Here is a 13,150-nt window from a genome sequence, read left to right on the forward strand (position 1 = left end):
GTCCTACAAGGCGATGCGTGGGCGCGGCGGCTTCGTGCGCTCGACCTGGGCTGAAGCGGCCGAGATCATCGCGGCCGCCAATGTCCACACGATCAAGACATGGGGCCCGGATCGCGTCGTCGGCTTCTCGCCGATTCCGGCGATGTCGATGGTGTCCTATGCGTCGGGCGCGCGCTATCTCAGCCTCATCGGCGGCACGCTTCTCTCTTTCTATGACTGGTATTGCGACCTGCCGCCGTCCTCCCCGCAGACCTGGGGCGAACAGACCGACGTGCCGGAATCGGCCGACTGGTACAATTCCGCCTACATCATTGCCTGGGGCTCCAACGTGCCGCAGACACGCACGCCCGACGCGCATTTCTTCGTCGAGGCGCGATACAACGGCACCCGCGTCGTGGCCGTCACGCCGGACTATTCGGAGGTGGCGAAGCTCTCCGACCTCTGGCTGCATCCCAAGCAAGGCACTGACGCGGCACTCGCCATGGCCATGGGCCACGTCGTCCTCAAGGAATTCTTCCTCGATCGCAAGACACCGTACTTCGAGGATTATTGCCGCCGCCTGACCGACATGCCGATGCTGGTCAGGCTGAGGAAGGACGGTGACCGCTTCGTGCCTGACCGCTATGTCCGTCAGAGCGACCTCGCCAGCGGGCCGAAGTCACGCCGCAAGCCGCCGAAATCCGATCGCGCCGCCTGGAAGACGGTAGCGTTTGCCGAGGAGAGCGGCGACATCGTGGTGCCGCAGGGGTCGATAGGCTATCGCTGGCCGGCGGACGGCGAGGAAAAGGGCCGCTGGAACCTCGAGGAAAAGGATGGCGAGACGGGCAAGGAGGTGCGGCTGGGGCTCAGCCTCATAGAGCGGCGCGACGACGCGCTGCCTGTCGCCTTTCCATACTTCGGCGGCACGCCGCATCCGCATTTCTCCGGGAACGACCAGGGCGGCGACGTCCTCGTCCGCAACGTGCCCGTGCGCCGCGTCAAGCTCGCCGACGGCGAGGCCCATGTCGCCACCGTCTTCGACCTGCTCTGCGCCAATTACGGGCTGGATCGCGGCCTTGGCGGCGATTGCGCGAAAAGCTTCGACGACAATGTGCCCTACACGCCCGCCTGGCAGGAGAAGATCACCGGCGTTTCCGCCGCGCATGCCATCGACGTGGCGCGCGGCTTCGCGACAAACGCAGAGAAGACGAAGGGCCGCTCGATGGTCATCATCGGCGCCGGCATGAACCACTGGTACCACCAGGACATGGGCTACCGTTCCATCATCAACATGCTGATGATGTGCGGCACGGTGGGCATCTCCGGCGGCGGCTGGGCGCACTATGTCGGGCAGGAGAAGCTCAGGCCGCAGACTGGCTGGACGATGCTCGCCTTTGCGCTCGACTGGGTGCGGCCGCCGCGGCATATGAACGGCACCTCGTTCTTCTACGCGCATTCCGACCAGTGGCGTTACGAAAAGCTCGACGTGGCCGAGTTGCTGTCGCCGCTTGCCGATCCCGCGCCCTATCGCGGCAGCATGATCGACCTCAACGTCAAGGCCGAGCGCATGGGCTGGCTGCCTTCGGCGCCGCAACTCAACGTCAACCCGCTGACGCTCGCGGCGGAGGCTCAGAAGGGAGGCGTCGAGGTGAAGGACCATGTCGTCGCCGGCCTGAAATCCGGCAAGATCGCCATGGCCTGCGAGGACCCGGACAATCCGGTGAACTTCCCGCGCAACCTGTTCATCTGGCGCTCGAACCTGTTCGGCTCGTCTGGGAAGGGACACGAATATTTCCTGCGCCATTTCCTCGGCACGCGGCATGGGTTGCAGGGCAAGGACCTCGGCGAGGAAGGCCGCGAGAAGCCAACCGAGGTCGAGTGGCGCGATGCCGCGCCCGAGGGCAAGCTTGACCTCGTGGTGACGCTCGACTTCCGCATGTCGACGAGCTGCCTCTATTCCGACGTCGTGCTGCCGACCGCCACATGGTACGAGAAGAACGACCTCAACACCTCCGACATGCACCCGTTCATCCACCCGCTCTCCGCCGCAGTGGATCCGGTATGGGAGGCGAGGAGCGACTGGGAGACCTACAAGGCGGTCGCCAAGCGTTTTTCCGAACTGGCCGAGGGCCATCTCGGCATCGAGCGCGACGTGGTGCTCACTCCGATCCAGCACGACACGCCGGCCGAGCTTGCCCAACCTTTCGAGGTCCAGGACTGGAAGAAAGGCGAATGCGAGCTGGTGCCCGGCGTCACGGCGCCGCAGATCGCCGTGGTCGAGCGCGACTATCCCAACACGTATCGACGCTTCACGGCGCTTGGGCCGCTGGCAGACAAGCTAGGCAATGGCGGCAAGGGCATTTCGTGGAACACGGAGACCGAGGTGAAGGGGCTCGGAGCGCTGAACCATCGCGTGAACGACGGCGGGCCGACCGATGGGCGGCCGCGCATCGACACCGATATCGATGCCGCCGAGACCGTCATGTATCTCGCGCCCGAGACCAACGGCGAGGTGGCGGTGAAGGCCTGGGAGGCGCTGGGCAAGATCACCGGGCGCGACCACGTCCACCTTGCCGAGACGCGCGAGGACGAGAAGATCCGCTTCCGCGATATCCAGGCGCAGCCGCGCAAGATCATCTCTTCGCCGACGTGGTCGGGCATCGAGAGCGAGCATGTCTCCTATACGGCCGGCTACACGAACGTGAACGAGCTGATCCCGTGGCGCACGATCAGCGGCCGCCAGCAGTTCTATCAGGACCACCCGTGGTTCCGCGATTTCGGCGAGGGTTTTGCCGTCTACCGCCCGCCCATCGACACGCGAACGGCCGCCGCCATGCTCGGCAAGAAGGCGAACGGCGAAAAGGAGATCGTGCTCAACTTCATCACCCCGCACCAGAAATGGGGCATCCACTCCACCTACACCGACAATCTGATCATGCTGACGCTGTCGCGTGGCGGGCCGATCGTGTGGCTTTCGGAGACTGACGCGAAGAAGGCGGGCATCGTCGACAACGACTGGATCGAGCTGTTCAACCTGAACGGCGCGATCGCCGCGCGGGCGGTCGTCAGCCAGCGCGTGCAGGAAGGCATGTGCATGATGTACCATGCACAGGAGAAGATCGTGAACGTGCCGGGTTCCCAGATCACCGGCCAGCGCGGCGGCATCCACAATTCGGTGACGCGCACGGTGCTGAAGCCGACCCACATGGTCGGCGGCTACGCGCAGCTTTCCTACGGCTTCAACTACTACGGCACGGTCGGCTCCAACCGCGACGAGTTCGTGGTCGTGCGCAAGCTCGTCAAGGTCGAGTGGCTCGACCATTCCAATCCCGTCGATCCGGTTGCTGAGGAGGCCGCGTCATGAAGATCCGCGCACAGATCGCGATGGTGCTGAACCTCGACAAATGCATCGGCTGCCACACCTGCTCCGTCACCTGCAAGCAGGTGTGGACCTCGCGCCAGGGCATGGAATACGCCTGGTTCAACAATGTCGAGACCAAGCCAGGCATCGGCTACCCCAAGGACTGGGAGAACCAGGAACGCTGGAACGGCGGCTGGAAGCGAAAGAAGAACGGAAAGATCGTGCCTAAGCAGGGCGGCAAGCTCGCCGTGCTGGCGAAGATCTTCGCCAATCCGAACATGCCGGAGATCGACGACTATTACGAGCCTTTCACCTTCGACTACGAACATTTGCAGAAGGCGCCCGAGCTCCCGACCGCGCCGGTCGCCCGGCCATTGTCGCTGATCACCGGCCGGCCGATGGAGAAGATCGAATGGGGGCCGAACTGGGAGGAGATTCTCGGCGGCGAGTTCGACAAGCGCTCGCAGGACTACAATTTCGAGGCGGTGCAGAAGGACATTTACGGCCAGTTCGAAAACACGTTCATGATGTATCTGCCGCGCCTGTGCGAGCATTGCCTCAACCCGAGCTGCGTCGCCTCCTGCCCTTCCGGCTCGATCTACAAGCGCGAGGAGGACGGCATCGTCCTCATCGACCAGGACAAGTGCCGCGGCTGGCGCATGTGCGTATCGGGTTGTCCCTATAAGAAGATCTATTACAACTGGACCTCGGGAAAGGCGGAGAAGTGCATCTTCTGCTATCCGCGCATCGAGGCTGGCCAGCCGACCGTCTGCTCCGAGACCTGCGTCGGCCGCATCCGCTATCTCGGCGTGCTCCTCTACGACGCCGACGGCATCGAGCGCGCGGCATCCGTGGAAGATGAGCAGGATCTCTACGAGGCGCAACTCAAGCTGTTCCTCGACCCGAACGACCCGGCGGTCGTAGAACAGGCCCGCGCCGACGGCATCGCCGACAACTGGATCGAGGCGGCAAGGCGCTCGCCCGCCTACAAGATGGCGGTGGACTGGAAGATCGCCTTCCCTCTGCATCCCGAATACCGCACGCTGCCGATGGTCTGGTACGTGCCGCCGCTTTCTCCCATCCAATCGCACGCCAATGCCGGTGCCATCGAGACGGTGGGCGAGATTCCGGACGTGCGCTCGCTGCGCATCCCGGTGCGCTACCTTGCCAACCTGCTCACCGCCGGTGCCGAGGCGCCGGTCGTGGCGGCGTTGGAGCGGATGCTGGCCATGCGCATCTACTTCCGCCAGCGCCAGCTCGGCGAGAGCGATGGAGCGGGGGTGCTGGCGCAGGCGGGGCTTTCGGTCGCGCAAGTCGAGGACATGCACCGCTACCTCGCCATCGCCAACTACGAGGACCGCTTCGTCATCCCGACCAGCCACCGCGAGGACGCCGAGGACGCATACGGGCTAAAGGGCTCCTGCGGCTTCACTTTCGGCAATGGCTGCGATTTCGGGCCGCCGCATTCGACGCTTTTCGGCGGCAAGATGGGCCGCCGCAAGCTCAATCCCGTGCGGCCGCTCGATACGTGAGGATGGTCCCATGTTGATCTTCAAGGCCTTCAGCGCGCTTTTGTCCTATCCGGACGAAGAGATGCGCCAAGCGCTGCCCGAGATCGCCGAGGTCGTGCGCGCCGCGCCGATTGTGGCCGCGCGCGAGCGGGAAGCTCTCCTCGCCCTTATCGACGAGATCGGACAGGGCGGCCTGCTCGCGGCAGAGGAACGCTATGTCGACCTGTTCGACCGCGGCCGGGCTCTGTCCCTGCATCTGTTCGAGCACCTGCACGGCGATGGCCGCGACCGTGGCACCGCCATGGTCGAGCTGAAGGAACTCTACGGTGCCGCCGGCTTCGAGCTCGCCGCCTCGGAACTCCCCGACTATCTGCCTGTCGTGCTGGAGTATCTGAGCCTGCGCGACATGACGGAGGCCCGCGAGCTGCTAGCCGACTGCGCGGCCATCCTCGCTTCGATCTGCCGTTCGTTGCTCGCCCGGCAAAGCCGATACGCCGCCGTCATCCAGGCGTTGCTGGTCATCGCCGGCGAGAAACCGGTCGACGCGGCCAAGGTGAAGCCGGTCCGCGAGCAGACGGAAGCGCTTGACCGCGACTGGGCCGAGAGGCCCGCCTTTGCCGATACGGCCCCGCCGGGCGGCGGCTCCACGATTTGAGAAGGAAGGAGGCTCTCAATGCTCGCCAATTCCTACGTCAACACGTTGCTCTTCGGCGTCTATCCCTACATCTGTCTCGTGGTGCTCCTGATCGGCAGCCTGATCCGCTTCGACCGCGAGCCCTATACGTGGAAGAGCGATTCCTCGCAGATGCTGCGCCAGCGCGAGCTCAAGCTTGGCTCGAATCTCTTCCACTACGGCGTCATCATTGTCATCCTCGGCCATTTCGCCGGCTTTCTGGCACCGCATTGGGCTGTGGACTGGGCTTTGTCCCCGGTCGCCCATCAGCTTCTCGCTATGGTGGTCGGCGGCATCGCCGGCTTTACCGCCATCGTCGGGCTGACGATCCTCATCTACCGTCGGCTGGCCGATCCGCGCATCCGGCTGAACAGCCGCAAATGGGACATAGCCATCACCTTCATGCTGTGGCTGCAGCTTGCGCTCGGGCTGCTCACGGTCCCGCTATCGGCCTTCCACATGGACGGCGGCCTGTTCGAGGTGCTGACGAGCTACGTGAAAGGCATAGTGACGCTGGACGGCGGCGCCGCAGCGCTCATGGTTGACGTGCCGCTCACCTACAAGCTGCACATCCTGCTCGGCTTCACGCTGTTCCTGGTTTCGCCTTTTACGCGCATGATCCACATCTGGAGCGGCGCCGGTGCGCTCGCCTATCTGTTCCGTCCGTACCAGATCGCGCGAACGCCGAAGACCCGCGCCCAGGAGCCGACCCGGTCATGATCCTTTCGGTCAACGGCATCGCGGTGGCGGTCGAGGCCGATCATTCGGCCGAGTTCGCCGCCGTGCACGAACTTCTGCGGCAGCGGGCGGTCGCGGTTGGCCTGCTCGAACCAGCGACCGAAGATGAGAAGACGGTCGGGGCGGCAATCGAGGCGCTGATCGAAAAGGAAGTAACGACCCCAAAGCCTACCGAAGCCGAATGCCGCCGCTATTACGAGCAGAACCTGGCCGAGTTCGAGAGCGGCGACCTCGTCCATGCACGGCACATCCTGTTTCAGGTGACGCCGCAGGTGAACGTGCCGCAGGTTCGGGCGCGGGCCGAACAGGCGCTGAACGAACTGCTGGTCGAGCCGGACCGCTTCGCGGCGCTTGCGGCGGACCTTTCCAACTGCCCTTCCGGAGCGCAAGGCGGCAATCTGGGCCAGGTCGGCCGCGGCGACATGGTGCCGGAATTCGAAAAGGCTCTCTTCAAGTTCGGCGCGTCGGGAATACTCCGCGAACTCGTCAGGACGCGTTACGGCCTCCACATCGTGGCCGTGGACCAGCGCATCCCCGGCCGGAAGCTTCCCTTCGATGCCGTCCAGGAGCGGATCGCCGCACGGCTTCGGTCGCAGGTGGAAGAAAAGGCGCTGCGCCAGTACGTCAGCGTTCTGGCCGGGCAGGCCGAGATCGACGGTGTCCATATCGAGGCGAGCGCATCGCCACTGGTCCAGTAAGTTCGGCCCTCCCCGTTGGTAAGTTCGGCCCTCTCCGTCAGGCAGGAAATCCGCCCTTCTCGATGAAGATGCCTGTTACCCATGGCTGAAGGAACAGCCGTTGCGGCTCGCGTCATCTTTGATGCGGCGCAGCGCATTCCCGCAGCCGATTGGAAGAGATCTGTAATTCGGCGAAGCCCTGCGTGGGAAAACGTCGCGGCATGAAGCGGTTGCTGCAACCGACGTCTGCGTGACATGGTGCACCGGGAGAGCAAGCTCATATAAGCGAGATGCCGCAAAGTTGGGAAATAATATGAGTCGACTCGACCGCTCGCTGATCGCCGATTTGCCGTCGTTCCAGGGCCTAAACTCAGCGGAACTCGACCGCATGATCGGTCAGGCGCGGGCGCTGCGCATCGCAAAGGAACAGCCGGTCTTCGAACAGGAGCTGGACGCACACTCCTTTTTCCTGTTGCTGGATGGCCATGTCCGCGTGGTCAAGACTACGACCGCCGGTGAGGAAGTCATCGTGCGCTACATCAGCCCTGGAGAATTGATGGGCATCGCCAGCGCCCTTGGGCTCACCGCCTATCCGGCCAGCGCCATCGCTGTCACCGACTGCGTGGTGCTGGCCTGGCCAAGCAGCCTCTGGTCGGAGTTCGCCTCCTCCTATCCGAGCTTCGGCGCCAACGCGTACAAGACCATCGGCGGCCGCCTGCAGGACGCGCATGCGCGCGTGGTCGAGATGTCGACCGAGCAGGTCGACCGGCGCGTGGCCCATGCCTTGCTCAAGCTGGTGAACCAGACGGGCAGAAAGACAGAAGAAGGGCTGCTGATAGACTTTCCGCTTTCTCGTCAGGACATTGCCGACATGACGGGAACGACGTTGCATACGGTCAGCCGCCTTCTGAGCGCCTGGGAAGAAAAGGGCCTGGTCAGAAGCGGGCGCCAGAAGGTGACCGTCGTCGAACCCCACCGCCTGCTCATGCTTGCGGAAGGCCGATCGCTGAAAACGGAGATCTGAACGCCCTGAGCCGGGCACTCACGACGTGGTACCCGGCTTTTCAAATGGGGCGCGTAAAGCTTCTACGCCCGCCGTCTGGTTGCGGACCGCTTTTTCTCGCCTCGCTTTGTGTCCGATGGCGTAAGCGATTGCGACCGTTGCATCCTAGATAGGGGCCGATGTCAGCTCATTCGTTCAGCGGTGACCGAGAACAGCGCGACCGAAGAGGCGGCTGCGACTACGAACACCGACGCGCCCAAGCTTGCTCCCTCTGGCGCTGCATCCGGCCTGAAGCCGACGGCCAGCCAATGCATCAAGAGGATCGCCGCCCAAGGGGCGAACAGGACATTCTCGAAGAACGCGACAAACTAATCCGTCGCCAAGAGGCAGACCCAACGAACTCCAATGCCTGCAGCAGGGGCATGCGCAACGCGGCATCGCCGCTAGGCAGATACAGAGCGGAACACTCGGAATCCAGCGGAGGCCGGACGGCATGAAGCGCAGGCCCCTGATCTTCCATCCGGCCGGCATATTCTTCGCCCTCGCGGCCGTTGTCGCAGCCGTTCTGCCGTGGCTGTGGCTGCTGCCGCTGACGGATCCCGGTCAGGCGCATGTCCGGCTGGGGATATTCGGTTTTGGCGGCATGGCAGTCTCGGGCTACCTTCTGACCGCGCAGCGGGCGTGGACCAGGCTGGAGATCCCCCTGCCGGCATTGGGGCTGGCTGCCCTGGCTTTGGGCGCGCGAATGCTGGCGCTGGCCGAGCCGCAATCGATATGGATGGTGTGTCTACCCTTGCTAATCGTCGCGCTGGTGATCGTGCTGCCCGTTCTGCGCGCAAGGCGCTGGGACAAGCTGCCGCTGGCCCTCGTGCCGCTCGGCCTCGTGATGGCGGAAGCGGCATTGGTCCGGCAGCAGATACAGGCCTCGGCGCTTCCCTTGGCGATCAGCGCGCTGATCCTGGCCGTGGGCGGCCGGATGACAGCCGCCTTCATGATCGAAGAGCACCGGCGCCGCGGCTTGCCGCAACGGTCTGCAGCGTCCGTGTGGCCTGGCCTCGTCATGGTGGGAGTCGGGGCCGTATCAAGCGGAGCGATTGGGACGTCGGCACTGACGGTCGCCGCCCTGTGGGTGCTCCATAGGGCCTGGGGCGGGCTTGGAGCATGGCCGGCAAACCGGATGCTGTGCACCGCTTATGCGGCCCTGGCGGCCGGGCTTCTCGGCATCGTCGCCGCGCGGGTGGGGGTGCTTCCGCCTCTGGCCCAGACGCATCTGCTGACAATGGGCGCAATGGGCTCGATGGTGGCGGCGGTGGCATCGAGAGTTTCGATGCGCCGCATCGAGGTCATCGGCCTGATGCCGCTGACACGCCACTGGATCGCGCTATGGCTGATCCTTGCTGCGACGGGCGCGCGCTGCCTGGCGGAGATGGCTACGCCTTACGATGCGCTAGTGACCACGGCAGGTATCGCTTGGTCGGTGGCATGGCTCCTTTTTCTGTCGGCGCATCTCACTGCCCTGCGGCATCCGGCACCCTTCCCGCTCCTCAGCGCAGAGCGCGCCCGATCCAAGCAAGCTTGAATGCCGTGCAGGGAAAGGCGCAGATGGCGGATGCCGAGGACGGCGATCTCAGCGGGGCCAATCAACATGACGCGGCGACGCGCAGGGGGTTGCCGGACTTTCTCGACCAGGTGGTAGCTTGGTACACCCGCCATCTCTTAGCTCTCCGCTTCCTCGAACAGGACCGTCGACAGATAGCGCTCGGCGAAGGAGGGAATTATCACCACGAGATTCTTGCCCGCATTTTCCGCCCGCGCGCCGATGACGGACGCCGCCTTCAGGGCTGCGCCCGAGGAGATACCGACCGGCACGCCCTCCAGCCGTGCGACGAGGCGGGCATTGGCCACGGCCTCCTCGTTCGAAACCGTGACCACCTCGTCGTAGATCAACGTGTCGAGCGTCTTCGGCGCGAAACCAGCGCCCAGACCCTGAATCTTGTGCGGGCCCGGCTGGCCGCCCGATAGCACCGCCGAGGCATCCGGCTCGACCGCCACCACACGCACCGAAGGCTTGCGCTGCTTCAGCACCTGGCCGACACCGGTGATTGTGCCGCCGGTGCCGATGCCGGCGACCAGGATGTCGACCTGACCTTGCGTGTCGTTCCAGATCTCCTCTGCGGTGGTGCGCCGATGAATCTCCGGATTGGCCGCGTTCTCGAACTGCTGCGGAATAACTGCGTCCGGCAGCGCCGCTGCAAGTTCGTTGGCCTTGGCGATGGCGCCCTTGATGCCCTTGGTGCCATCCGTCAGCACCACTTCGGCACCTAGCAGCACCAGCATCTTGCGGCGCTCCACGGACATGGTTTCAGGCATGGTGAGAATGAGCCTGTAGCCCTTGGCGGCGGCCGCGAAAGCGAGCGCTATCCCCGTATTGCCCGAGGTCGGCTCGATCAGGATGGTCTTGCCCGGGGTGATGCGGCCGACCGCCTCCAGCGCCTCGATCATGGCGACGCCAATGCGGTCTTTGACCGAAGCGATCGGATTGAAGAATTCGAGCTTCGCCATGAGGTTGGCAACGATGCCATTATCCTTTGCGAACTTGTTGAGGCGCACCAGCGGCGTGTCGCCGATCGTCTCGGTGATCGAATTGTAGATGCGGCCTCGTCCGGGCACGCGCACGGTGGTGACGGGCTTGTCCATCAATGTGCTCTATCCGACATCGCAAATTTCAAAGCTTTGGGCCGGACATCGCATCATCCGTGGCTGGCCTTCAACAACGCTGCCTCGGACGAGATCCTTGGATCACGAACTCGGCACGCCCTGAATGGCATTCGTTTATGCGGGGCACGGAAGATGGTTCTTTGCGCTTGCGCAAACTGTGTCGAATTCACGTTGCCCGGAACATCGAGCTCACAAAAACAAAAAGGAGACCGCGCCGCTGCGGAGATGCACTGCGCGCGCTCGTGCACAAAATCTGGCTCGGGCGATGCACATCATCGGTCAACGAGGCCTGATTGCCTGCATAGGCCGCCTCATAGTCCAATCGCCCGCTCATTCGAGCTCTGCGGCACTCCTAAAAGCCCTCGCGTAATCGCCAAGCTCTCAAGGGCCAATAGAGATACGGTCGAAACCGCCAGCCATCGGCCCGCAGTTTGCTGACGGCTTCGGGGAGCGGAATCGGGCGGTGATAAGGCTGGCAGTTTCAAAAGGAAGCCTACAGCGCCTGGCTTCAGTCGTGGGAGGAAAGTCTGGTCACGAGCAAAGGGAGTCTTCAAAACGCGCTAATTCAGGCCCTGACAACGTGTACCGGGTACGCCAGAAAGACAACGTTCACTTAGTGGATGATGTATAGGCCGGCTCAGCCGGTCGAATTCAGCGCAGGCACACTGCACTTGAGATCCGAGATCAATCCGTCGGACAGTCCGTAGACCCACCCGTGAATCCGCACCCGCCTGCCCCGCTTCCATGCCCACTGCACAATGGGCGTCCGTTCAAGACGCGCAACCTGGTTGCGAGTGCTCATTTCACAAACGAGCCTGAGGCGCGATGTGAGATCGGGGAGGCGGTCCAGTTCATCCTTGTTCTGCTCAGCCACATCGCGAATGGGCTGCAGCCAATGGTCGATGATACCGTGCCGTTCTCCGTCGAGCGCAGCCCGAATGCCGCCACAGCCATAGTGGCCGCAGACGACGACATGTGACACGTCCAGTACGTCGATCGCGTACTCTAGGACCGACAACAGGTTCAGGTCGTTTGGGTGAACCAAGTTTGCCACATTGCGGTGGACGAAGACCTCGCCGGGCTCCAAGCCGGTGATCGTGTTGGCGGGTACCCGGCTGTCCGAACAGCCGATCCAGAGGTATTGCGGTCGCTGAAGGTTGGAAAGCCGTTCGAAATAGTGGGGATCCTCGCGACGGCGCTCCTCGGACCAGGCCCGATTCTTCTCAAACAGCTCATTCAGCACGCCATCACCAGTGTCTGCTTCGCCTTCTTTCCCACGCGACGAATCATAACACATTGAGGAACTTGGCTGAACCGGCGATGTCGTCCTGATCCCGGCTAACAAATGCTATTGACACGGGAACCAAAAGGGTTCGTGACCTGTTTCGGTGGTGGTCATTTCTCCTTTGGAAGCTGGGGGGTTGGTTGCAGCCCTGTACCGTGTTGGTCGTGGAGGATGAGAGCATCATCCTCCTTGACCTTGAACACTCCCTCATCGAGGCGGGGTTCGAGGTAGTCGGCATTAGCCGAGGAGCGGAAGCTATAGCCATCTTTGATCGTGATCCGGAGCGCATTGGGGCGCTTGTGACGGACATAAGACTCGGGACGGGTCCAAGCGGGTGGGACATCGCGCGTCACGTTAGAGCCACTAACCCGAGCCTTCCTGTGATCTATGAAAGCGCCGATGGAGCTGAAGACTGGGGCGCGCTTGGGGTTCCCAACAGCATCATGATCGTCAAGCCGTTCGTGATGCAGCAGGTCATCACTGGTCTCGCTACCCTGCTCAATGAGGCTGGTCCCTCTCTTCCTTCGGCCACGCGTACATGATCCCCGCCATCCGAGGCTGCATCTACACCGGCGAAGTGCTCTAAAAAGGAGTGGCGCGATGACCGACCGAACGGTGTTGATTTCCGGCGGGAGGGGGGTTGCGGGGCCGGCGCTTGGCTTTTGGCTCGCAGCCTTCGGATTCCGGCCAACTCTGATCGAGCAAGCGACTCAATTGCGCACCGGGGGCTACGTCATTGATTTTTGGGCCCTTGGCTATTGGATCGCTGAAAGGATGGGTCTCGAGGCAGACATCAATCGCGTAGATATCGTGTGCGCGAAATGCGTATCGTGAATGATGCCGGAAAACGTGTAGCAGGCTTTGACACAGACATCTTTGGGGATTGACAAACGGCCGATATGTGACGCTCCTTCGAGCCTGACGATCTCATTGCCGAAAATGATCTCTGTCGTGTCTTTGGCCTTTTCGAAGAGCAAGCGCGAGAGTTCGCCGTGCGCAAGCGTCAGACGGCATGCGCGCTTGTTTGAAACATGGAGGCGAACGCCAGTTTGATTTAGTGATCGGCGCGGATGGCTTGCATTCGGGCCTTCGGCGACTGGCGTTCGGCCCCAGCAACAGTTCGAGAAGAAACTGGGCTACGCGGTCGCTGCGTTTGAAGTCGAGGGCTACCGGCCACGCGATGAGGACGTGTATTTGATGTACGG

11 protein-coding genes are annotated in these 13,150 nt (G+C 63.1%); 9 read left to right on the forward strand and 2 right to left on the reverse strand.

Going from position 1 to position 13,150, the window contains the following annotated elements; translation table 11 throughout:
* From EOD07_RS06185 to EOD07_RS06215, 7 genes are all read left to right on the forward strand, one after another.
* Positions 1–3,343: nitrate reductase subunit alpha (locus EOD07_RS06185; RefSeq protein WP_127234377.1), on the forward strand; the 3,343-nt coding region annotated here is incomplete at its 5' end.
* Positions 3,340–4,872 carry a nitrate reductase subunit beta gene (gene narH, locus EOD07_RS06190; RefSeq protein ID WP_127234378.1) on the forward strand — a complete coding sequence of 511 codons (1,533 nt, stop codon included), beginning with the start codon at positions 3,340–3,342 and terminating at the stop codon, positions 4,870–4,872. The genes EOD07_RS06185 and narH, both read left to right, overlap by 4 nt.
* A gap of 10 nt (positions 4,873–4,882) precedes the next feature.
* The gene (gene narJ / locus EOD07_RS06195; RefSeq protein ID WP_127234379.1) at positions 4,883–5,506 is read left to right on the forward strand and encodes a nitrate reductase molybdenum cofactor assembly chaperone; all 624 of its coding nucleotides are present in this window, start codon (positions 4,883–4,885) and stop codon (positions 5,504–5,506) included.
* An 18-nt stretch (positions 5,507–5,524) separates the two neighbouring features.
* Entirely contained in the window at positions 5,525–6,244 is a 720-nt protein-coding gene (gene narI / locus EOD07_RS06200) for a respiratory nitrate reductase subunit gamma (protein WP_127234380.1), read from the forward strand.
* A 23-nt stretch (positions 6,245–6,267) separates the two neighbouring features.
* Positions 6,268–6,960 (forward strand): peptidylprolyl isomerase, encoded by a 693-nt coding sequence (locus EOD07_RS06205; RefSeq protein WP_245469895.1) that lies wholly within the window; start codon positions 6,268–6,270, stop codon positions 6,958–6,960.
* Between the two features lie 292 nt (positions 6,961–7,252).
* Positions 7,253–7,963: a Crp/Fnr family transcriptional regulator gene (locus EOD07_RS06210; protein ID WP_127234382.1), complete on the forward strand. Its 711-nt coding sequence runs from the start codon at positions 7,253–7,255 to the stop codon at positions 7,961–7,963.
* Positions 7,964–8,435: 472 nt separating this feature from the next.
* Positions 8,436–9,521, forward strand: a complete 1,086-nt coding sequence (locus EOD07_RS06215) for an NnrS family protein (protein ID WP_127234383.1) — start codon at positions 8,436–8,438, stop codon at positions 9,519–9,521.
* Positions 9,522–9,658: 137 nt separating this feature from the next.
* Here EOD07_RS06215 and cysK read toward each other — a convergent pair whose 3' ends face one another.
* Together cysK and EOD07_RS06225 are read right to left on the reverse strand one after the other, a co-directional pair.
* Positions 9,659–10,639, reverse strand: coding sequence for a cysteine synthase A (cysK, locus tag EOD07_RS06220; protein WP_127234384.1), 981 nt, complete (start codon positions 10,637–10,639; stop codon positions 9,659–9,661).
* Positions 10,640–11,297: 658 nt separating this feature from the next.
* Positions 11,298–11,903 (reverse strand): carbonic anhydrase, encoded by a 606-nt coding sequence (locus tag EOD07_RS06225; RefSeq protein WP_245469896.1) that lies wholly within the window; start codon positions 11,901–11,903, stop codon positions 11,298–11,300.
* A gap of 206 nt (positions 11,904–12,109) precedes the next feature.
* Here EOD07_RS06225 and EOD07_RS06230 point away from each other — a divergent pair, with 206 nt between their 5' ends.
* Positions 12,110–12,487, forward strand: coding sequence for a response regulator (locus EOD07_RS06230; protein WP_245469898.1), 378 nt, complete (start codon positions 12,110–12,112; stop codon positions 12,485–12,487).
* A gap of 58 nt (positions 12,488–12,545) precedes the next feature.
* Positions 12,546–12,779, forward strand: coding sequence for a hypothetical protein (locus EOD07_RS06235; RefSeq protein WP_127234387.1), 234 nt, complete (start codon positions 12,546–12,548; stop codon positions 12,777–12,779).
* The last annotated feature ends 371 nt before the right edge of the window (positions 12,780–13,150 follow it).

The organism is Mesorhizobium sp. M2C.T.Ca.TU.002.02.1.1 (assembly GCF_003997225.1).

Coding starts and splice junctions, on each gene's coding strand:
- EOD07_RS06215 (WP_127234383.1), top strand. CDS start 8,436: ATGAAGCGCAGGCCCCTGATCTTCCATCCGGCCGGCATATTCTTCGCC.
- narI (WP_127234380.1), top strand. CDS start 5,525: ATGCTCGCCAATTCCTACGTCAACACGTTGCTCTTCGGCGTCTATCCC.
- narJ (WP_127234379.1), top strand. CDS start 4,883: ATGTTGATCTTCAAGGCCTTCAGCGCGCTTTTGTCCTATCCGGACGAA.
- narH (WP_127234378.1), top strand. CDS start 3,340: ATGAAGATCCGCGCACAGATCGCGATGGTGCTGAACCTCGACAAATGC.
- EOD07_RS06235 (WP_127234387.1), top strand. CDS start 12,546: ATGACCGACCGAACGGTGTTGATTTCCGGCGGGAGGGGGGTTGCGGGG.
- cysK (WP_127234384.1), bottom strand. CDS start 10,639: ATGGACAAGCCCGTCACCACCGTGCGCGTGCCCGGACGAGGCCGCATC.
- EOD07_RS06210 (WP_127234382.1), top strand. CDS start 7,253: ATGAGTCGACTCGACCGCTCGCTGATCGCCGATTTGCCGTCGTTCCAG.